This window comes from Mesorhizobium sp. CA12 (genome assembly GCF_020165255.1).
Lineage (GTDB): Bacteria > Pseudomonadota > Alphaproteobacteria > Rhizobiales > Rhizobiaceae > Mesorhizobium.
In genome coordinates this window covers 441422-460589 of the sequence record NZ_JAIUHT010000001.1, presented here as the reverse complement: position 1 = coordinate 460589, position 19168 = coordinate 441422, and the positions used below count along the sequence as shown (strand labels likewise).

The window sequence follows — 19168 nt, the reverse complement described above, 5'->3', positions numbered from 1 at the left end:
TCCTTGAGTTGTGTTGAGATTCAGGCGAGTGCCGCATCGCTGATGCGGAACTGCACCATGCGGTTGCCGTTCCAGTAATTGCCCGACAATGAACCGGCGATATGCACGGTCCTGCCCCTGTTCTTAAACAGGAATTCGCCGAGCGCGGTGTCGACCGCACGGAACGCTATGGCTTGGATGTTGCCGCCGCTTTGCGACTGCAGATCCACGCGGATGTGGTTGGTGCCGATCGCGCGCACGTCGGCCAGCCGATGGCGCGGCAGCACGAACACCGGCGCGATGTGCCCGGCCCCGAACGGCCCGGCTTTCTCCAGCGCGTCGAGCAGCGCGATCGTGGCGCCCTCGGCGGCCAAGGCGCCGTCGATCGCCAGGCTTTCCTCGTTCTGCAGGCGAAACACGTCGGCCGCGGCGCGCTCCTCAAAAAAGGCGCGCAGTTCGCCGAGCTTGGCGCGCTCGACAGTGATGCCGGCGGCCATCGCGTGGCCGCCGCCCTTGACGATCAGCCCGGCCTCGGCAGCCTCGCGCACCAGCCGGCCGAGATCGAAGCCGGTCACCGAACGGCCGGAGCCAGTGCCGATGCCGGTCGAATTGAAGGCGATGGCGAAGGCCGGCCGGCGCGCATGATCCTTGAGCCGCGAAGCGATCAGCCCGACGATGCCCGGATGCCAGCTGTTGCTGGCGGTGACGATGACTGCCGGGCCGTTGCCGCCCGCAAGTTCCGCATCGGCCTCGGCGCGCGCCTGCGCCAGCATCTCCTGCTCCATCTGCTGCCGTTCCTGGTTCAGCCGGTCCAGCGTCTCGGCAATGCCTGCCGCCTCGACGGGATCGTCGGTGGCCAGAAGCCGGCTGCCGAGCGCGGCATCGCCGATGCGGCCGCCGGCATTGATGCGCGGGCCGATCAGGAATGACAGATGGAAGGTGTTGATCGGCTCGCCGATGCGCGAGACCCGCGCCAGCGCCGCCAGCCCCTCATTCTTCTGTTGGCGCAACACCTGCAGCCCCTTGACGACGAAGGCCCGGTTGACGCCGGTGAGCGGGACCACGTCGCAGACCGTCGCCAGCGCCACCAGATCGAGCATCGAAAGCAGATCGACCGGCGCGGCGTCCGGCAGCCTCGCGCGCAGCACTTTGGCCGTCTGCACCAGGCACAGGAAGACGACGCCGGCCGCGCACAGATGTCCCTGCCCCGACAGGTCGTCCTCGCGATTGGGATTGACCACGGCGTCCGCCGCCGGCAACGGGCCGCCGACCTGGTGATGATCGAGCACCACGACATCGGCGCCGGCTTGCCTGGCCGCGTCGATCGAGGTCGCGCTGTTAGTGCCGCAGTCGACGGTGACGATCAGCTTCGCGCCGCGCGAGATCAAGTCCCGCATCGCTTCCGGATTGGGCCCGTAGCCTTCGAAGATGCGGTCCGGGATGTAGATTTCGGACGGCACCGAAAAATGCGTGAGAAAGCGTTTGATGAGCGCCGACGAGGCCGCGCCGTCGACATCATAATCGCCGAAGATCGCCACTTTTTCGTGGGCGACGACCGCATCGGCCAGCCTCGCCGCCGCTTTCTCCATATCGGTCAGCGATGCTGGATTCGGCAGAAGCTCGCGAATGGTCGGATCGAGGAAGCGCGCGGTCTGCTCCACGCTGACGCCGCGCCCGGCAAGCACCCGCGCCACGATGTCGGGCACGCCATGGCCCTGCGCCATGGCCAAGGCGGCCATGTCCTGGCGCTCGGTCAGCCGGTGTTCCCACGAAACACCGGTCGCCGACTGCCTGACATCGAGGAAGAACCGTTTCTCGCCCGTCATGCGACGCGCCGTCTGCACATCATCATTGCGCAGATATCAACATGCGACGGCCGGAGCAATTGCGGGGAAGCGGGCAATGCAGGGAAAGGTGTGGAACGTTTTTCCTCGAATTGCGGCAAAGCGCCCGGACGAAGGCAAATCAGAACTTATCCAGATCCTGGTGACGCGCCTTGATCTCGCGCACGGTGCGCGAGGACGAGCGCAGCACGATGGTGTGCGTGGTGATGAAGGTGCGGCCGAACTTCACCCCGTCGAGCAAATTGCCGTCGGTGACGCCGGTCGCCGCGAACAGCACGTCGCCCCGCGCCATGTCCTGGGCGCGATAGATCCGCTTTGGGTCGGAAATGCCCATTTGGTGCGCGCGCGCCACCTTCTCCGGCGTGTCGAGGATCAGCCGGCCCTGCATCTGCCCGCCGGTGCAGCGAAGTGCGGCCGCCGCCAGCACGCCCTCCGGCGCGCCGCCGGTGCCGAGATAGATGTCGATGCCGGTCTCGTCCGGATCGGTGGTGTGGATGACGCCCGCGACATCGCCGTCGCCGATCAGCCGGATCGCCGCACCCGTGGCGCGCACGGCGTCGATCAGCTTGGCGTGACGCGGCCGGTCGAGGATGCAGGCGGTGATATCGGAGACGCCCACGCCCTTGGCTTTGGCCAGATTGGCGAGGTTTTCGGCCGGCGAGGCGTCGATGTCGATCAGACCTTCGGGATAGCCGGGGCCGATGGCGATCTTGTCCATATAGACATCGGGCGCGAACAGCAGGCTGCCCTTTTCCGCAATCGCGATTACGGCAAGCGCGTTGGGCAGGTTCTTGGCGCAGATCGTCGTGCCCTCGAGCGGATCGAGCGCGATGTCGACGGCCGGACCCTTGCCGGTGCCGACCTCCTCGCCGATATAGAGCATTGGCGCCTCGTCGCGCTCGCCCTCGCCGATCACCACCGTGCCTTTGATGGCCAGCCGGTTGAGCTCCTGGCGCATGGCGTCGACCGCCACCTGATCGGCAGCCTTCTCATCGCCGCGCCCGCGCAGCCTTGCCGCCGCGACGGCGGCCCGTTCAGTTACGCGCACGACTTCCATCGTAAGGATCCGGTCGAGACCGGCGGTGATGTCCTGGGCTATGTTCATGGAGAGAAATTCCTCGTGAAACTCAACCTCCCGCCAGAGGTGGGCTTCTTCTGACAAAGCTCCATGACAACGGCAAGACTTGCCCCGTCAATTTTTGAAATGACAGCAAAATCAATCGATTGAAGACGAAACCGGACTTGGTTTATTCCGCCCGCTCGATGCGGATCACCTGCGGCTTGTCGGTCAGATGACCGTCCTTGGTGATGCCTTCGACGGCCTTGCGCACCGCCGCTTCCGTCGTCTCGTGGGTAACGAGGATGACCGTCTTCTGCGCCTGCGTTTCCGCGCCGGCCGCCTGCTGGACGATCGATTCCAGCGAGATGTCGTTGTCGGCCATGCGTTTGGCGATGGCCGCGAAGACGCCCGTGCGGTCATGCACGGTCAACCGGATGAAATAGCCGCCGGCATGGCTGCGCATCTGCGCTTTCTTGTAAGGCTTCAATTCCTTCGCCGGCCAGCCGAAGACCGGGCCATGCTGGAAGCCCGGTCGGCTCTTGGCGATGTCGGCGATGTCGCCGACGACCGCCGAGGCGGTGGCATTGCCGCCCGCGCCAGGACCCGAGAGCAAGAGCTCGCCCAGAATATCGGTCTCGATCGCCACCGCGTTTGTGACGCCATGCACCTGCGCGATGACCGACGCCGTCGGCACCATGGTCGGATGGACACGCTGCTCTATGCCGCTATCGGTGCGCTGCGCGACGCCGAGCAGCTTGATGCGGTAGCCGAGATCGCCCGCCGCGCGGATGTCGGCTTGGGTGATGTTGGCGATGCCTTCCATATAGATGTCGCCGGCGGCGATCTTCGTCCCAAACGCAAGGCTGGTCAGGATCGACAATTTGTGCGCCGTGTCATGGCCTTCGATGTCGAAGGTCGGATCGGCTTCGGCGTAGCCCAGCCGCTGCGCGTCCTTCAGGCAGACGTCGAAGGAGATGCCTTCGGCTTCCATGCGCGTCAGGATGTAGTTGCACGTGCCGTTGAGAATGCCGAAGACGCGGGTCACCGCGTTGCCCGCCATTGCCTCTCGCATCGTCTTGATGACCGGGATGCCGCCGGCCACCGCCGCCTCGTAGTTGAGCAGCACACCCTTCTTCTCGGCGATCTCGGCAAGCGCCACGCCATGCTTGGCAAGCAGCGCCTTGTTGGCGGTCACGACATGGCGCCCGGCCTCGAGCGCCGCTTTCACCGAGAGCCGCGCCGGCCCCTCGTCACCGCCGATCAGCTCGACGAAGACGTCGATATCGGCCTTTTCGGCCAGCTTGACCGGATCGTCGAACCATTTGGCGACGCTGAGATCAATGCCTCGGTCGCGTTTCGGATCGCGGGCCGAAACGGCGGTCACAACGATGTCGCGACCGCACTGCCGGGTAAGCTCGGCCGCCTTGTCGCGCAGCACGCGCGCCACCGAGGCGCCCACCGTGCCAAGGCCGGCAATTCCAACACGCAATGCTTCAGCCATGACCGGCGACGCCCCTCAACTTGCAAAAAATGTCAGGTGCAAAAAATGTTAGGCAACTCAACGATGAGCGGCTAAAGGCACCACATTGTTGGGCTGCTTGGCGGTGGTCGCGAGGAACTTCTTGATGTTGCGCGCGGCCTGGCGGATCCGGTGCTCGTTCTCGACCAGCGCCAAGCGCACATAGTCGTCGCCATGCTCGCCGAAGCCGACGCCCGGCGCCACCGCGACATCCGCATGCTCGATGAGCAGCTTGGAGAATTCCAGCGAGCCGAGATGGCGGAACGGCTCCGGGATCGGCGCCCAGGCGAACATCGACGCGGCCGGCGCGGGAATGGTCCAGCCGGCGCGGCCGAAGGAATCGACCATCACGTCGCGCCGCTTGTGGTAGACCTCGCGCACCTCCTCGATGTCGGCGCCGTCGCCGTTCAGCGCATGCGCCGCCGCAACTTGGATCGGTGTGAACGCGCCATAGTCGAGATAGGACTTCACCCGCGTCAGCGCCGAAATCAGCCGCTCGTTGCCGACCGCGAAGCCCATGCGCCACCCGGGCATGGAAAAGGTCTTCGACATCGAGGTGAACTCGACGCAGACATCCATCGCGCCCGGCACCTGCAGCACCGACGGCGGCGGATTGCCGTCGAAATAGATTTCCGAATAGGCGAGATCCGACAGGATGATGATGTCGTTCTTCTTCGCGAAGGCCACCACGTCCTTGTAGAAATCGAGCGAGGCGACAAGCGCCGTCGGGTTCGACGGATAATTGAGGATCAGCGCCAGCGGCTTGGGGATCGAATGGCGGATGCCGCGCTCGACCGCCGGGATGAAACCGTCATCGGGCTCGACCTGCAGCGAGCGGATCACCCCGCCCGACATGATGAAGCCGAAGGCGTGGATCGGATAGGTCGGATTGGGACACAGGATCACGTCGCCGGGCGCGGTGATCGCCTGCGCCATGTTGGCGAAGCCCTCTTTCGAGCCCAGCGTCGCCACCACTTGCGTGTCGGGGTTGAGCTTCACGCCGAAGCGGCGCTGATAATAATTGGCCTGGGCGCGGCGCAGGCCCGGAATGCCGCGCGAAGCGGAGTAGCGATGCGTGCGCGGATCGCGCACGACTTCGCACAATTTGTCGACGATGGCTTTCGGCGTCGGCAGGTCCGGATTGCCCATGCCAAGGTCGATGATGTCGGCGCCGCGCGAACGGGCGCTGGCCTTCAGCCGGTTGACCTGCTCGAACACGTAAGGCGGAAGCCGGCGGACCTTGTGAAATTCTTCCATTTCAGTTCCAGACCATCAGAGTTTCGGCGCGCGATATAGACCTAATTGCAGCTAGGGTCGAGGGCGGGGTCGCATTTGCCCTCGATCTGCTTCAGCGTGTCGGCGCCATGCGTCTTGGCCAAAGTGTTGAGCGCGGCCGAATTCGCCGGCGCCTTGACGCCGCTGCCCTTGGCAATCTGCGTCTGCTCCTCGGCCTTGAGCTGGGCGAGGTTCGCCGCGGTCTCTTCCTTGGTGAGCTGCTTGGCGGCCACCTTTGGCGGGATGTTGAGGTTTGGATAGGAACCGGTGTCCCTCGGACCTTCGGTCAATGCCGTCGGCGCATTGTTCGTGCTGGTGCTCGTGCAGCCGGCAGCGGGCAGCAGCATGCCGACCAGCCCCGCCATCAGCACCATGCGGCAAATCGAACCCGGCTTGAGAAAAAAAGTCCCGCCAACATTAATCGTCATATTGTTTTCCTGGCAGCCGGGTTAGAGCGAATTGGACCCGGTCAGATGTCCCATGATAATATGTCAAGAAAACGCTCCGGGAGGAACCCCGCGAACCATGTCCAAACCTGACGATTCGGACAAAGCGGAAAATGGCGGACCTTCGGCCATCGAGCAATATCTGGTGAAGGATCCCGAGCGCTTCGCCCTGAACATGGCGCGCATGGTTGAGCAGGCTGGCAAGGCGGCTTCCGCCTGGGCCGAACCGCGCGAGAAAGGCGAAGTGCGCGACCATGTCGCCGAACCCGTCGTCGACATGGTCAAGACCTTCTCAAAGCTTTCGGAATACTGGCTGGGCGACCCGCAACGCGCGCTCGAAGCGCAGACACGGCTGTTTGCCGGCTACATGACCGTCTGGGCGAACGCCATCCAGAAGGTCAATCCCAACGCCGAAGCGCCACGGGACGCGGTTCAGCCCGAGCGCGGCGACAAGCGCTTCCAGGACCCCGAATGGGGCCGCAACGCTTTCTTCGATTTTCTCAAGCAGGCTTATCTGGTCACCTCGCGCTGGGCGAACGAGCTTGTCGAGCATGCAGAGGGCCTGGATGAGCACACCCGCCACAAGGCGAGCTTCTACGTCAAGCAGGTGTCGAACGCGATCGCTCCGTCGAACTTCATCCTGACCAATCCCGAGCTGTTCCGCGAGACTATGGCCTCGAATGGCGAGAACCTGGTGCGCGGCATGAAGATGCTGGCCGAGGACATCGCCGCGGGCCGAGGCGACCTGAAGCTGCGCCAGGCCGACTACACGCCCTTCGAGATCGGCAAGAACATCGCCACCACGCCCGGCAAGGTTATCGGCCGCAGCGATGTAGCCGAGATCATCCAGTACGATCCGGTGACGGAGACAGTGCTGAAACGGCCGCTGCTGATCTGCCCGCCATGGATCAACAAATTCTATATTCTCGACCTCAACCCGCAAAAGTCCTTCATCCGCTGGGCGATCGAGCAGGGCCACACCGTCTTCGTCATCTCCTGGATCAATCCCGACGAGCGTCACGGCGCCAAGGGCTGGGAGGCCTATATCCGCGAAGGCCTGCAATTCGGCCTCGACATGGTGGAAAAGGCGACAGGCGAAAAGGAAGTCAACGCCATCGGTTACTGCGTCGGCGGCACGCTCCTAGCTGCCGCGCTGGCGCTATTGGCGCAGGAAGGCGATCACCGCATCAGATCGGCCACCTTCTTCGCCACCCAGGTGGACTTCACCTATGCCGGCGACCTCAAGGTGTTCGTCGACGAGGACCAGGTCGCCGCGGTCGAGCGCTCGATGAACGAAAAGGGCTATCTCGACGGCACCAAGATGGCCACCGCCTTCAACATGCTGCGCTCGGGCGACCTGATCTGGCCCTATGTCGTCAACAACTACATGCGCGGCAAGGAGCCCCTGCCCTTCGATCTGCTCTACTGGAACTCCGATTCCACGCGCATGGCGGCGGCCAATCACTCGTTCTACCTGCGCAATTGCTATCTCGAGAACAATCTCTCGCGCGGCACGATGGAGCTTGCCGGGCGCACCGTCTCGCTGGCCGACATCACCATCCCCGTCTACAACCTGGCCACGAAGGAAGACCACATCGCGCCGGCGCTTTCGGTGTTCCTGGGGTCGCAGTTTTTCGGTGGCGACGTCGAGTATGTAATGGCGGGTTCCGGTCACATCGCGGGCGTCGTCAACCCGCCTGCCGCCAGAAAATATCAGTACTGGACCGGCGGCAAGCCGGTGGGCGATTTCAGCGCGTGGCTTGCCGCGGCGCACGAGCATCCTGGTTCATGGTGGACGCACTGGCAGCACTGGATCGAGGCCCAGGACGATATCCGCGTACCCGCCCGCAAACCCGGCAAGCGTATGAAAACCTTGGGAGATGCGCCGGGCACCTATGTCAAGGTGCGTGTGTAACGGGCTGTAATGTGTGGTGAGTTGACGGGCCGCCAAAACAGGGCGAAATGGTGGCGTCAATCGTTCGGCGGCCTCAAATCACCTTCCGACGCAGAATAATTCCGAGGCTTGCAGATTCGACACACGTCCCGTTTCCGGTTGGGAACAGGAGGGTTATCGCGGCGCGGTACTGGAGTGCGCGGCGATGACGAACCGACCGGATATCGAGGGGGAATTTGTTTTGAAATCAGCAGGTTGGCGTCTTGCACGGAGGGGAAGCTGCAGCATTGCGGCAGCGCTTTTCTCCGTGCTCCTGGCCTCCTGCACATCGACCGGCGACCCGACGATGTCGGTCATTTCGCCTGCCTACAATTCAACCGCCGGCGAAATGAGCGCGACATCCAGCGCCAAGACTGCGACTTCGGCCGATTCGTCCTTGCAGGCATCGGCGCCGGCCGAAGCGACGTCGACCGTGATGAGCGAGGGCGATGCGCCTTTGCCCGAGAAGGTCGCCTATGTGCCGGAGACGCGGCCGGACGGCACGTTCCCCATCGCCATTCCTGCCGGCGCCCAGGCCATTGCCGGGAGCACGCCGCAACCGCTGGTTCAGCAGGCGCAAACGGCGGAACAGACGCTAGCCGTCGCCAAGCAGATCGCCGCCGGCGATGCCGCCACCGTCGCGTCGAAGGCGCAGGCGACCACGCAGGCCATGAGCAACGGCGTCTATGTGACCGCGGCCGAGCCGGCGCAGCCGCAGATCGCCGCGCCGAAGAAGAGCCTGTTCGCCTCGCTGTTCAGCACCACGCCGGCTTCGGCCGCCCCCGCCCCCCTGATCAACAATGCGCGCTCCGGCGACCAGCCCGCCGCGCAGGCCAAGACCACGCCGCCGCCGGCCAAGCCGATCGTGACGCTGGCCTCGGCGACCCCGGCCGAAAAGCCGGTGCAACTGGCCTCGCTCGACAACCCGAGCAATCACATCACGGGCGCTGACGCTCTTCCCGGCGTGCGCCAGACGGCGCTGTTCGAGATCAAGCGCAAATCCGGCATCGACGACGAGAGCGACGTCGACCTCAACGAGGACGAAGGCGGCGGCGGTTCCTACCAGGTGGCGTCGGCCGCCGGCTTGGCCAGGCTCGCGCCCAACGGTCTTTTGAAGCAGAACGAAAGCGTCGACGTAGCCTGCCTCAAGCCGTCGCTGGTACGGGTGCTGAAGACGATCGAGGGTCATTTCGGCCGCAAGATGATCGTCACCTCCGGCTATCGCGATCCCTCGCGCAACCGCCGCGCCAACGGCGCCAAGAATTCGCTGCACATGTATTGCGCCGCCGCCGACATCCAGGTGCCTGGCGTGTCGAAGTGGGAGTTGGCGAACTATGTCCGCTCGATGCCCGGCCGCGGCGGCGTCGGCACCTACTGCCACACTGAATCCGTCCATATCGACGTCGGCCCCGAGCGCGACTGGAATTGGCGCTGCCGCAGGCGCAGCGGCGGCGGCGAGGACGGCTGATACCTTCGGCTTGGTCTTGCGGGCATGGCCGTTTGACCGGTTGCGAGCCGGTCGCCGCCAATGCCGATATTAGTCTCAACACGCCATCACAGACGTCGGCGATCAGCCGAGGCATCCGTCGCCTCGTCATCCACGGTCGGAGCGGGAGCGAACGCGCAGACCCGAGGATCCATTCCGTGACCTTGACCGCGGAGTGCAGCGGCGCAAGTTCTGCACCGTTGCGGCACGTCAGCCTCGCGAAGTCTATGGTCTGCGCGCGTCGCTTCGCTCCTTGCTCCGCCACAGAATGACGATCGCGAGGATGTTCCGGCTAATCTCCAGGGATGCGCGGCCAAGCGAAACCGCCACCCGAGGGGCTTTGTGCCGCCTTTGAAAAAAGTTGTCGCATGTGGCGGCAGATGGGTTGCCGGTTGGCAACAACGCAATTATAAGCCGCTTCGTCTGAGCGCGCCCATCGTCTAGCGGTTAGGACACCGCCCTTTCACGGCGGTAACAGGGGTTCGATTCCCCTTGGGCGTACCAGACTTTTCAAGAACTTAGCGACGCTTATGCCGACTCTGTCCAATCTTTGGCCAATATCGGGCTCGAATCCGGCTTGGTCCGGTGTCGCGTTGACGGTTGGTTAACGTTACGTTACCCTCTCATTAGCTATTGCTAAAGAAGGGGTAACGCTATGAAAACGGCAATCGTTTGTGCGGCTCTCGTTCTCGCGGCGTCAAGTGCCGCTGTGGCCCACGATAAGAAGCCAACGCTCACTGCCCAAAAGACATGTGCAGGGCTGTCGATCAAGGCGACTGCAGCGGCCAAACTTGACTGTACTGCGACCGGAACCGCCAATTCACCACAGACCGAGGTGGGCAGTTCCAAGCCCCGCCTTGGCTACGAGACGAGCCGTCCCGAAGTGTTCTCTTTCGGACTTTAGTTACTGGCGTGCCCGCCCCAATGAGGCAGCGGGCCGCTCAAAGATCGGTGGTGCAGATTGTGGTTTAGTTGATTGCCGAATGCGTCTCGCCGGTCAGGCGCCGCGCCTCCTGACGGCCGAACGTCTCTGCCGCCATGGTTTTCATCGTCTCCGCAGTCACAATGAATTTCGCCACGCAAACGCGTTCCTGGCTCCCATCACAGGCGCGCTGGTTAACGAAGTAAGACACCCGGAACAGATTGGCTGCCATCGAGAACCCTCGCTGCCACCACCACCGCCGCCCGTCAGTAACGCTCTCCGCACTTATGAGCTTAGTTCAAGCCAGCCCCGTCATGTGGACGAGCCGAAAAACCCCATGGCCGATCGCGAGCATGAATTCACCATGGTTGGCGGCCAAATCCCAGCCGAAGAACGCAGCCCAACAAAAGAGCACCAAAGTAAAGCGCATTAGCGAATTCTAATGTGCGATAGTTGACCAAACCTTTACGCAATGACCGCATTCCGGCGCCTGGAAATCGGTGGAAAAGGTATAGAAACCTATATCAATGCAGAGATGCTAATTTAGCCTCGCTTTAGCCGACTCTACCCACCCCTACCGAGTCGGCTAGGGCCCGGCGGTTCACCCAACGCAAACCCCAACGCGGAACTGTCGGGCCGCTCTATGGCTAAGGCGTCCCCCTTACGCTGTGCTGGAATTCCGCGCGTTGCTGTATAATGACCCGGTCGCGGAAGGCGCGCTGCGTGTGTTGGATGTGGGCGGAGTCACCTTCAGCAAGCCAGCACGCCCGGCCACCTAAGCAGCCGCGTCAATTGCGACACATGTCGGGTTCTCACTAGACTAGGCATCACAGCTCAAGCCTTCGCTGTTTTGCATCTCGACAAGAACTTTGCGATCCGCGGCTCGATGGGCACTCGATAAAAGGCCCTCATATTTGATATCGGCCGCCGGAATCTGTTAGAGTTCGGCTCGACATAAAAAGCGAAATCCGACATGTGATCGTGATTAAATATCGTGCAGTAAATTACCTGCCCGACTACAGCAAAACCTCTTTTTCAGCAAATCCGCCGCTCACGAACTCACGCAATAGCTGATCATTCTTTGCGTTCAGCGTGACTGTAAGTTCGTCGCCAGCACCAATGGCCGTCGAGAGCTTCCAGGGTTGTGGCAGCGTTGACAATCAGGTTGCGCAGCGCGCGGCGGCGCAGGCCGAGCGCGCCGGAGCGCCGTTATCTCGGTCTCGATGTCGCGGATCAGCCGGTCCAGTTCCACCGCGTCCTGGTTCACCTCCTCGCGCACTAGGCGGATAGCGCTGTCGGCGATGCGGTCGAGCTCGTGAAGATCGCTCAGCCATTTTTCGCACTCCCTCAAGAAACTCGTCTCTGAGCCGCCAAGGACGCGCAGTTAGCTATCGCGCAGTTAGTTATCTAGCCGCGCCCAGAGGCGGGCCTGTGAAGGTCAGACCGAAACGCGCCCCGATTGCCGCGATCTGATCCATGTCATCCGGGATTCGGCACTTGTGTTTGGCCATCTCCACGAAGAAGCCTTCGAAGCCGCCGGGCGTCATGATGGTGAGCATTCTGGCGGGTCGATCGCCGATCACCCGAAATGCATGCTCGATTCCGCGCGCAACGTGCACGACACAGCCCGGGCCGACTATGCGCGTTTGACCGTTCATCCAGAACTCTACTTCGCCGGACTGGATCTGGAAGGTCTCGTCCTCGTTATTGTGGATATGGCGCGGAGGACCGTAACCGGGCTGATCGAGGCTTTCGAACATTCCGAGCCGCGAGGCCGTTTGCTCCGCCGTGAGGCAAATCCGGTAGGACGTGCCAAGCCACTGGACGCTGTAGGGTACCGACGCAGCCACCGAAACCTCCCGCGATCCGACGCCATTTTCGATGCTGCGAAGTTGCCAGAACCGATTTCATAATTGAAATCGATAGCTACTATAAAATATATCCGGCGAATGAATTTATCGAGCTTCGACCTCAATCTCCTGCGGGTACTCGACGCGCTGCTGCGCGAGCAATCGACCGTAAAGGCCGGAGAACGCATCGGCCTGTCGCAACCGGCGATATCGGCCAGCTTGGGACGACTTCGGAATTTTCTCGGCGATCCGCTGTTCGTGCGCCAGGGACAGCACATCGTGCCGACACAATACGCCCGGAACCTCGAGCTTCCGCTTCGCCGCATCCTCGATGAACTGTCGGCGCTGCTTGCCGGGCCTGGCAGCTTCAATCCGGCCGAAGCCGAGCAAAGCTTCAAGATCGCAGGTTCGGATTTCTTTGCCGAGATGCTGATGCCTGCCCTGGCCAATGCAATCTCCGGGCTTGCTCCCAAAATACTGATCCAACTGGTGGATCTTGTGCCCGACGACTATGTCGGCACGCTCGAAAAGCACGGTATCGACCTTGCCCTCGTTCCCAAGGTCGATTTCCCCAGTTGGATCGACTATCTTCCTGCCTTCCGGTCGACATTCGTGACGATCGCCCGCGCTGGGCACCCAAGACTCGAGCGGGCGAAGGTGAGCCCCGGAGACGTCATTCCGATCGACCTTTTCTGCGACCTCGGCCACGTCGTCTTCTCGCCCGAGGGCAAGCTCAAGGCCATGGGCGACGCGGCGCTGGCCCGGATGGGGCGCGAACGGCGGGTGGCCATGACGATGCCGGTGTTCGGCGGCGTCTGTAGCGCAGTGGCGGGAAGCGATCTGGTCGCTCTCGTTCCGGAACAGCTCGCGCGCAAGGTAGCATCTCGCTTGGGGCTGGCGATCTACAGTCCGCCCATGCCGATCGATCCTGCCCTCATCTGCATCGTCTGGCATAAACGCAACACAACCGATCCTACGCACCGATGGCTGCGGGAAATCGTGTTGAAGCTGCTCTCGCAACTGAGCGCCGGCGAAGCCGGCAGCAGCGCCCATAAACCACGCCCGGTCTGAATGGCGGGCCAGCGTCGTGCCTTGTCGGTAACAAGACAGGACGCAAGCGGAAACGCGCTGTTAACGCCGTTCGCGGACGACAGGAGCCGTCCTCGACTCGAAAGTGTAAAATTCCCTCCGCTCTCGGCCGTGGAGGCGGGAATGAAGATGCTTCGGACAGCGCTCTTATGCGCGGCAATGACCGGCCTGGCAGGCGTGCCGCTCGTTCACGCAGACGATCAGCCTGCCCAGCCGAATAGCCAAGCAATGCCGCGGCCGCCGGCAGTCCATTGCCAAGGGCAAAATTGTCTTCCTCCGGCTGACGATCCGGTGCTGGATTGCAAGGGCCCGGATTGCACGCCGGCCCCGGCAACTGATCAGACGCCGAGCCCGGAGATTCAACCGGAGATTCAAAAGGTCAAGTAAGCCGCATCGGCCAGTGTCTGAGGCTCCCGTGAAAAGCCGGGAGAGCTCACAGGCCTTCGGTCAATCCGGAACCATTGGAGCCGGCTCCTCGCACCGGTAAACCATGCACCGGCCGGCGCTGGTCGGAAAACATAGTCGGCCATCGGCGCGTAAGGAGCGTCGCACTCATTGCCGAATTGGCGGACATAGCGGTGATAGGTATTCGGTCCCGTGCTCAGCACCGCAGCGTGCTGGCTCTGGATCAGTGCCTGCGTCTGTTCACACGTCATCTTGCGCGTATCGGATCGGGCGTCGGCGAAATTTGAAGCAGCAACAGCATGGCTGCCGCGCAAAGCATAATCTTGCGTCCGGGCATGGTGGCGTCCTGGCAAAACATCGTATCGCCAAATTCGCATCTTGTGTCGCAGTTCCGCAATGATCGCGCTGTCACGATGCAGCGAGCGAGACCGACATCGTTTCGATTTTGGCATGGCAGCCTGCGATGTCCATCTCCGTGTTGACGGCCCGAGCAAATCTCCGTGAGCGATGGCCGCAAGCAATATCGCACTATATAACAGCATCGTTGAGGTAATGAGATGTCAGGCGCCTACGATCTCGGAACCAATCTGGTCCGCCGTATCTATGAAAAACGCATAGATGCACCGGCCATTCTTGATGCCGCCACGCATTTTCCCAATGCCGCGAAATTCACCGCCGCCTGGCGCAATATCCGCGATGAGGCGCTGGCGGCGAAGCTGAACAAGGCGCCGCGCTTCCACGACATCATGCCGGAACAGGCCAATATCTCGGCCAATGACGGTCTCGACTGGCGCATGTTCGTGCTCAAGGCCTATGACATGACGATCCCGGCGAACCTCACGCGCATGCCGGTCCTGAGCCGGCTGCTTTCGGAATGCCCCGAGGTCAAATCGGCCGCCGTCTCGTTCCTCGCCCCGCGCAAGCACATCCCGCCGCATCGCGGACCCTTTCGCGGCATCATGCGGTTCCATCTCGGCCTGGTCATCCCCCAACAGCCTGACGGCCGTCCGGCAACGATCATGATGATCAATCATGAGGAAAGGCGCATCGCCGACGGCGAGTGCTTGCTGTGGGACGATACTTTCGAGCACGAAGTGATGAACAACTCGGATCAGCCCCGCGTCGCTCTCCTGCTCGACGTGTGGCGTCCGCAAATGCCGCTGGATATGGAAATCCTGTCGCGCGTGATCGTGCGCGGCGTGCAGGTGGGAATGCGCTATCGGGGCGTGTCGTTCGGCGGCTGAACCGATCGAAATCTACGCTCTCGCCTCGCGATACGTCCCTGCCCCGCTGCGACGCTTGCCGGGAAACATCGCGTCCCTCGCCAGCAATCCGCTGACGCGGCAGAAGGCTGCGAACGCGCGGCAGGCTTCCTCGGCGCTGGCGACATCGACCGTCGCGCCGAAGCAGGCATTGAACGCGGCTTCGTAGACCTTGCCTTGGCGGCGCTTCGGCCAATCCTGCAGGAAATCGAGCGCCTGCTCGACGCTGTAGATTTCCTCGATCGGCAGGCCGGGCGCGGGCGTGATGCGCACCGGCACCTCGAATTGCAGTCTGTCCATCCCCTGTCTCCCGAACTGGCGTAGCCGGAGCAACGCCGTTCGTTCTGAAAAGTTGCTTTTGCGGCCTTCTGACTCGCAAATGTGACCTCAGTGCGATGAAGAATCGGTTCGCCGGTGCGGCGGATCCGGGTCAGTCCGCATCGATGCCGGCTGCATTGCCAATGCCGGATTTCCACCGTACTGCCGGCCATCGCAGCCCCTTGTCCCTCTCCCACGCCCTTGCCGCTATTGGTTAGCCGGGTCGGTCTCCGCATCATAGGCCATGCGGGTAACCACCATCAGCACATAAGCGGACGGCAGCGCGAAGATGGCGCCGAGCACGATCGCCGCTGTTCCTTCTATGCGAAGGGTGGCGGCAATGGCCCAGTAGAGGGTACCGATGCAGATTGCCGCCTGGACCGCCAGAAAGCAGGCCGCCGCGACCGCGCAGGTGAGTGTCTTGAATGTCTTGATGCGTTGCATTGAACAGAATCCGAACTGACGCGCACGCGACCGGCGGACGACCGGCGGCCGTCGCCGGATCACGGCGCAAAGGAATTTTTGGTTTGAATGCCGCGCCTAGCGGCTAAGGCTTCACGCGGCCGGCGGCGCGCGCGGTTGGTTGGTGCGCGAAGCGGTAGCGCTTGCCGATACGGGCGTGGCGCTAATCTCGGACGGCAACGCCCGGCCGATAACCAGGAAATCGGAAGCATGGGCGAGCGCGCCGGAATTGCCGCCGACGAGCTTTGTCGCGAGCGGCCGGCTGGCCCGGACCTCAAGCGCCTGCGCCTTGCCGGTCGTTCTGAGCAGCGCGATCGTATCGCCCTGACGAACGGCGCTGATGCTGGAACCGCCCGAGAACGGGGTCGCGGACGCGGAGATTTCGGCCTGAGCGAAGCCCAGCAGCGCGAGCATCAGCAGCGCCATCAGGCCCGCAAAAGCGGTCCTGGCCGGCAGCAGCATCGATCTTTCGCGTTCAGGCGCCGTCAAGTCGGTCTCCGGATACCAAGGCCCGACCTAGCCCATGGGGTGGCCGAAGGAAAGCCGCAATGGAGGCCGCAATCGCACTTCGTCCTTGAACCTTGCGGCTTCCGGTGCCAAATCTGGAGCAGATTTTTCGCGTTCGGCTCCTTTGAAGCCTACGCCGGCAAACGGACAAAATGGTTACCTATCTCGACGCCTCCACGGCTCCTCTTCGAAATACCGGTCAGATCCGCCTCTATGGCGAGGAAGGCTTCGCCGGCATGCGCAAGGCCTGCGATCTCACCGCGCGCTGCCTCGACGAGCTTGTGCCGATCGTGAAGCCCGGCGTGACCACGGAAACGATCGATCGCTTCGTCTTCGAATTCGGCATGGACCATGGTGCGCTGCCGGCAACGCTCAATTATCGCGGCTACACCAAATCGTCCTGCACCTCGATCAACCATGTCGTCTGCCACGGCATCCCCGACAACAAGCCGCTGAAGGAAGGCGACATCGTCAACATCGACGTCACCTATATCCTCGACGGCTGGCATGGCGATTCCTCGCGCATGTATCCGGTGGGCACGATCAAGCGTGCCGCCGAGCGCTTGCTCGAAGTGACCTATGAGTGCCTGATGCGCGGCATAGCCGCGATCAAGCCCGGCGCCCGCACCGGCGCCATCGGCGCCGCGATCCAGACCTATGCCGAGGCCGAGCGCTGCTCGGTGGTGCGCGACTTCTGCGGCCACGGCGTCGGCCAGCTTTTTCACGACGCGCCCAACATCCTGCATTACGGCACCGTCAATGAAGGCGTCGAGATGCGGCCGGGCATGATCTTTACCGTCGAGCCGATGATCAATCTCGGCCGGCCGCATGTGAAGGTGCTGTCGGACGGCTGGACGGCAGTCACGCGCGACCGCTCGCTGTCGGCGCAGTATGAGCATACGATCGGCGTCACCGACACAGGCTGCGAGATCTTCACGCTGTCGCCGAAAAAGCTCGACCGCCCCGGCCTGCCGGCGTAGCACTTCGACCTAAGCCTGAGGGAGCGGGCGGACCATGGGCAAAGTCGAGGACGAGCGGGCATTCTTTTCCGAAGGCTGGATTGAACCGCCTAAGGCAGCGCAAAAGAAGGCGGCACCTACCGAGAAACCGCATTATCACGGCCATCGCGACCGCCTGCGCGAGCGCTTTGTCGCCGGCGGACCGGACGCCCTGCCCGACTATGAACTGCTCGAGCTGCTGCTCTTCCGGCTGATCCCGCGCGTCGACACCAAGCCTATCGCCAAGGCGCTCATCGCCCGCTTCGGCTCGCTGGCCGAGGTGCTCGGCGCGCCGGCATCCCTGCTTGCAGAAGTCAAAGGCATCGGACCGGTCGTTGCGGCCGATCTCAAGGTCATCGCCGCGACGGCCCAGCGCATGGCGCGCGGCGAGGTGCGCGGCCGCGAAGTCCTGTCCAACTGGACGCAATTGCTCGACTATTGCCGCTCCGCCATGGCCTTCGAGAACCGCGAGCAGTTCCGTATCCTGTTCCTCGACAAGAAGAACGGGCTGATCGCCGACGAGGTACAGCAGACCGGCACCGTCGACCACACGCCGGTCTATCCGCGCGAGGTGGTCAAGCGCGCGCTCGAGCTCTCAGCCAGCGCCGTCATCCTGGTGCACAACCATCCTTCTGGCGACCCCACACCTTCCCGCGCGGACATCGAGATGACCAAGCAGATCATCGATACGGCCAAGCCGCTCGGCATCGCCGTGCACGACCACATCATCATCGGCCGCAAGGGCAACGCCTCGATGAAGGGTTTGCTGCTGATCTGAGGCGTTTGCCCGGCATTTCGGGATTGCCGGGACATCGTCGCCTCATCAGATAGTCGGCTCTGGAATTTCAGCAGGAAATCAAGCATGATGGCACTTGGTATCTTCCTGGGATGCTTCGCGCTCCCGTGAAATACCGGGAGGACGGGACATGGCCATTGTGCTTGTACTCGTTTTGATCGTTGTGGGCTCGGTGCTGTTCCACCTCCTGAGCCCATGGTGGTGGACGCCCATCGCCTCGAACTGGGACTACATCGACAACACCATCACCATCAGCTTTTGGATCACCGGCATCGTCTTTGCCGCTGTCGTGCTCTTTATGGCTTATTGCGTCTTCCGCTTCCGGCATCGGGAAGGCAATCGCGCGGCATATCAACCGGAGAACAGGCGGCTCGAATCGTGGCTGATGATCGCAACGGCGGCCGGTGTCACCGCCTTGCTGGTTCCCGGCCTCTTCGTCTGGAGCCGCTTCGTCAACGTTCCCGGCGAGGCCGCCGATATCGAGGTTGTCGCCCAGCAATGGCAATGGAGCTTCCGTCTGCCCGGCAAGGACGGCAAGCTCGGCACCTCCGACACCCGCATCGTCTCGACTGAAAACCCGCTCGGCATCGTACCCGGCGACCCGAACGGCCAGGACGACGTCGTGGTCGAGGCGGCGGACCTGCACCTGCCGGTCGGCAAGCCGGTCAAGGTGCTGTTGCGCTCGATCGACGTGCTGCACGATTTCTACATCCCGGAATTCCGCGCCAAGATGGATATGATTCCGGGATCGGTCACGTATTTCTGGTTCACGCCGACGCGGACCGGAACCTTCCAGGTCTTGTGCGCCGAGCTGTGCGGCCAGGGACATCCGCTGATGCATGGCGTGGTCATGGTCGATACCGAGCAGGACTATCTGGCCTGGCTCGGCCAGCAACAGACCTTTGCGCAATTGTCCGCGCCCCAGCAAACGGGCTCGGCGAACCAACCGTCGGAAAAGACGATGGCGTCCAGTTTGGACGTCGCGGCAAAACTCGAAACGCTCGAGGCCCGCTGAAC

Annotated in this window: 17 protein-coding genes and 1 tRNA gene; 8 read left to right on the top strand and 10 right to left on the bottom strand. The window is 62.8% G+C overall.

The window, feature by feature from the left end:
• Positions 1-20: 20 nt before the first annotated feature.
• The 5 genes from recJ to LB520_RS02150 form a co-directional block, all read right to left on the bottom strand.
• Positions 21-1805, bottom strand: coding sequence for a single-stranded-DNA-specific exonuclease RecJ (gene recJ / locus LB520_RS02170; RefSeq protein ID WP_224636268.1), 1785 nt, complete (start codon positions 1803-1805; stop codon positions 21-23).
• Positions 1806-1944: 139 nt separating this feature from the next.
• A complete protein-coding gene (gene glpX / locus LB520_RS02165) occupies positions 1945-2928 on the bottom strand; it encodes a class II fructose-bisphosphatase (RefSeq protein WP_224543698.1) in 984 nt (327 codons plus the stop codon).
• A 142-nt stretch (positions 2929-3070) separates the two neighbouring features.
• Positions 3071-4384 (bottom strand): homoserine dehydrogenase, encoded by a 1314-nt coding sequence (locus tag LB520_RS02160; protein WP_224636267.1) that lies wholly within the window; start codon positions 4382-4384, stop codon positions 3071-3073.
• A 57-nt stretch (positions 4385-4441) separates the two neighbouring features.
• Entirely contained in the window at positions 4442-5659 is a 1218-nt protein-coding gene (locus LB520_RS02155; RefSeq protein WP_095765055.1) for an LL-diaminopimelate aminotransferase, read from the bottom strand.
• A gap of 41 nt (positions 5660-5700) precedes the next feature.
• Positions 5701-6105 carry a hypothetical protein gene (locus LB520_RS02150; protein WP_224636266.1) on the bottom strand — a complete coding sequence of 135 codons (405 nt, stop codon included), beginning with the start codon at positions 6103-6105 and terminating at the stop codon, positions 5701-5703.
• A 97-nt stretch (positions 6106-6202) separates the two neighbouring features.
• Here LB520_RS02150 and phaC point away from each other — a divergent pair, with 97 nt between their 5' ends.
• The 3 genes from phaC to LB520_RS02135 all read left to right on the top strand — a co-directional run bounded on the left by phaC (position 6203) and on the right by LB520_RS02135 (position 10046).
• The gene (phaC, locus tag LB520_RS02145; RefSeq protein ID WP_224636265.1) at positions 6203-8038 is read left to right on the top strand and encodes a class I poly(R)-hydroxyalkanoic acid synthase; all 1836 of its coding nucleotides are present in this window, start codon (positions 6203-6205) and stop codon (positions 8036-8038) included.
• A gap of 325 nt (positions 8039-8363) precedes the next feature.
• Positions 8364-9524 (top strand): YcbK family protein, encoded by a 1161-nt coding sequence (locus LB520_RS02140; RefSeq protein ID WP_224636264.1) that lies wholly within the window; start codon positions 8364-8366, stop codon positions 9522-9524.
• Between the two features lie 447 nt (positions 9525-9971).
• Positions 9972-10046: transfer RNA gene (locus tag LB520_RS02135), tRNA-Glu, on the top strand.
• A 464-nt stretch (positions 10047-10510) separates the two neighbouring features.
• On the opposite strand, the gene LB520_RS02130 is transcribed toward LB520_RS02135, so the two are convergent.
• Both LB520_RS02130 and LB520_RS02120 read right to left on the bottom strand, forming a co-directional pair.
• Complete coding sequence (locus LB520_RS02130) at positions 10511-10696, bottom strand: hypothetical protein (protein ID WP_141245283.1); 186 nt, start codon at positions 10694-10696, stop codon at positions 10511-10513.
• Positions 10697-11867: 1171 nt separating this feature from the next.
• A complete protein-coding gene (locus LB520_RS02120) occupies positions 11868-12314 on the bottom strand; it encodes a cupin domain-containing protein (protein ID WP_224636263.1) in 447 nt (148 codons plus the stop codon).
• A 99-nt stretch (positions 12315-12413) separates the two neighbouring features.
• Here LB520_RS02120 and LB520_RS02115 point away from each other — a divergent pair, with 99 nt between their 5' ends.
• A complete protein-coding gene (locus LB520_RS02115; protein ID WP_140840422.1) occupies positions 12414-13385 on the top strand; it encodes a LysR family transcriptional regulator in 972 nt (323 codons plus the stop codon).
• Between the two features lie 980 nt (positions 13386-14365).
• The gene (locus LB520_RS02110) at positions 14366-15052 is read left to right on the top strand and encodes an aspartyl/asparaginyl beta-hydroxylase domain-containing protein (protein ID WP_224636262.1); all 687 of its coding nucleotides are present in this window, start codon (positions 14366-14368) and stop codon (positions 15050-15052) included.
• Positions 15053-15064: 12 nt separating this feature from the next.
• Here the strand turns inward: LB520_RS02110 and LB520_RS02105 are convergent, their stop codons facing one another.
• The 3 genes from LB520_RS02105 to LB520_RS02095 all read right to left on the bottom strand — a co-directional run bounded on the left by LB520_RS02105 (position 15065) and on the right by LB520_RS02095 (position 16312).
• Positions 15065-15370, bottom strand: a complete 306-nt coding sequence (locus LB520_RS02105) for a DUF982 domain-containing protein (protein WP_224636261.1) — start codon at positions 15368-15370, stop codon at positions 15065-15067.
• A gap of 225 nt (positions 15371-15595) precedes the next feature.
• Complete coding sequence (locus LB520_RS02100; RefSeq protein ID WP_224636260.1) at positions 15596-15832, bottom strand: hypothetical protein; 237 nt, start codon at positions 15830-15832, stop codon at positions 15596-15598.
• A 111-nt stretch (positions 15833-15943) separates the two neighbouring features.
• Positions 15944-16312 carry a hypothetical protein gene (locus LB520_RS02095; protein WP_224636259.1) on the bottom strand — a complete coding sequence of 123 codons (369 nt, stop codon included), beginning with the start codon at positions 16310-16312 and terminating at the stop codon, positions 15944-15946.
• A 197-nt stretch (positions 16313-16509) separates the two neighbouring features.
• Between LB520_RS02095 and map the strand changes: the two genes are divergently transcribed.
• The 3 genes from map (at position 16510) to LB520_RS02080 (ending at position 19166) form a co-directional block, all read left to right on the top strand.
• Positions 16510-17337, top strand: a complete 828-nt coding sequence (map, locus tag LB520_RS02090; RefSeq protein ID WP_140627307.1) for a type I methionyl aminopeptidase — start codon at positions 16510-16512, stop codon at positions 17335-17337.
• A gap of 34 nt (positions 17338-17371) precedes the next feature.
• Positions 17372-18133 carry a RadC family protein gene (radC, locus tag LB520_RS02085; RefSeq protein ID WP_224636257.1) on the top strand — a complete coding sequence of 254 codons (762 nt, stop codon included), beginning with the start codon at positions 17372-17374 and terminating at the stop codon, positions 18131-18133.
• Between the two features lie 148 nt (positions 18134-18281).
• The gene (locus LB520_RS02080; RefSeq protein ID WP_224636256.1) at positions 18282-19166 is read left to right on the top strand and encodes a cytochrome c oxidase subunit II; all 885 of its coding nucleotides are present in this window, start codon (positions 18282-18284) and stop codon (positions 19164-19166) included.
• Positions 19167-19168: the final 2 nt, after the last annotated feature.